This is a genomic window from Spirillospora sp. NPDC049652 (assembly GCF_040675125.1).
GTDB lineage: Bacteria > Actinomycetota > Actinomycetes > Streptosporangiales > Streptosporangiaceae > Spirillospora.
Map to the genome: position 1 here is coordinate 1 of NZ_JBFAOF010001286.1, position 1,637 is coordinate 1,637.

Here is a 1,637-nt window from a genome sequence, read left to right on the forward strand (position 1 = left end):
GTCGATCTCGGCGGGGTCGGCGGCGGGCAGCGCGCGGCGCAGCCGGGCCGCGAGGATGTCGCGGGCGGCGAGCAGCACCGCGCCGCCGTTCATGCCGAGCTGCCGGACGAACACCTCCGGCTCGCTCTGCAGGACGCGGGTGATCAGCCGGTGCGACCGGGCGGCGGCGAGGCCGGCCACGAAGCCCTCGACGACGGCGTCCACCGCGCCCGCGCGGTCCTCGGTCGCGGCCGCGATCGCGGTCAGGAACCGGCGGACCTCGCGCAGGTTGACGGCCTGGAGCAGCAGCTCCTTGTTGGTGAACCGGCGGTAGATGGTGGTGCGGGCGACCCCGGCGCGGCGCGCGACGTCCTCGACGCTGACCCGGCGCAGCCCGTAGGTCTCGAACTCGGCGAGCGCCGCGTCCAGGATGCGGGTGTCGAGGTCGTCGGGGTCCGGGGCCGCCTCCAGCAGCCCGGCCAGCGGGGACGCGTCCATGGTCATGCCCGCACCCTATGCTGGCCGCCGCAGGGGAACATAGTTACAATCATCATGTTTTTGTTCCCCCACGGCCATCCCCGGCGGTGACCCATGACGGCCACGACCGCTCCCGCCCCGCTCGGGCCGACCTCGCTGACCTGGGCCTACTTCGCCGACACCCGGCTGCTGCTCGTCGGGCCGCGCGCCGCCGTGCTGCAGAACATGCTCCCCGCGCTCGGCCAGGGCGTCCTGGACCACTCGGTGTTCTTCGCCGAGACGTTCGCGCGGCTGAAGCGCTCGGCCGGGCCGATCCTGGACACCGTCTACGGCGGGACGGACGCGGCGGCGTCCGGACGGCGGGTGCGCGACTTCCACCACGGCATCAAGGGCGCCCTGCCGGACGGCGCCCGCTACCACGCGCTCGACCCGGAGACCTACTTCTGGGCGCACGCCACGTTCCTCGACCACCTCGTCCACGGCATCGAGACGTTCGTCCGGCCGCTGAGCACCGCCGACAAACGGCGCCTCTACACCGAGTCGAAAACCTGGTACCGGATGTACGGGGTCAGCGACCGGGCCATGCCCGAGACCTGGGAGGAGTTCGAGGAGTACTGGGAGGGGATGCTCGCCCGCACCCTCGTCGCGCACAAGACCGCCCGCTACGGCGTCGGCTACGTCACCAAGGGCCTGCCCGCGCCGCCGCGGATGCCGAAGGCGCTGTGGCGCGCGGTGTCGCCGCCGCTGAACGCCGTCGCGCGGTTCCTCACGGTCGGCGGCTGCCATCCGCGCATGCGCGAACTGCTCGACCTGCCGTGGAGCGAGGCGGACGAGCGCCGCTACCGGCGGTTCGCCGCGACCGTCCGGCGGCTCGACCTCCTCTGGCCGCTACTGCCCGAGGCCGTCCGGTACCTCCCGCAGGCCCGCCGCGCGTTCGCCCGCGACGGGCGGCCCCGCGTCCGCTGAGCCGGGCGCCGCGCCGCCGCGACTAGTCGCGGATGCGGGAGTCGTAGGACTTGCGGGCCTCGTGATCCCAGTCCAGGAACACCTCGTCGAGCCGGTAGCGGCGCATGACCGCCTCCCGGACCCGGTCCGGGAACAGCTGCCCGAGCCGCGTCGGGAGGCCGAGGCGCGCGGGGACGACGACCTGCGCGCGCGGACGGCCGATGAGGGCGACCACG

General features: G+C 74.1%; 2 protein-coding genes and 1 pseudogene. 1 reads left to right on the forward strand and 2 read right to left on the reverse strand.

The features are described from left to right. On the reverse strand, positions 1-483 hold a 483-nt coding region (locus AB0J52_RS39470; RefSeq protein ID WP_500188231.1), incomplete at its 3' end, for a TetR/AcrR family transcriptional regulator. 87 nt (positions 484-570) lie between these two features. On the opposite strand from AB0J52_RS39470, the gene AB0J52_RS39475 reads away from it, so the two are divergent. Beyond that, complete coding sequence (locus AB0J52_RS39475; RefSeq protein WP_500188232.1) at positions 571-1,422, forward strand: oxygenase MpaB family protein; 852 nt, start codon at positions 571-573, stop codon at positions 1,420-1,422. A gap of 22 nt (positions 1,423-1,444) precedes the next feature. Here AB0J52_RS39475 and AB0J52_RS39480 read toward each other — a convergent pair. Next, positions 1,445-1,637, reverse strand: a pseudogene (locus tag AB0J52_RS39480) (short-chain dehydrogenase); the annotation flags it as partial.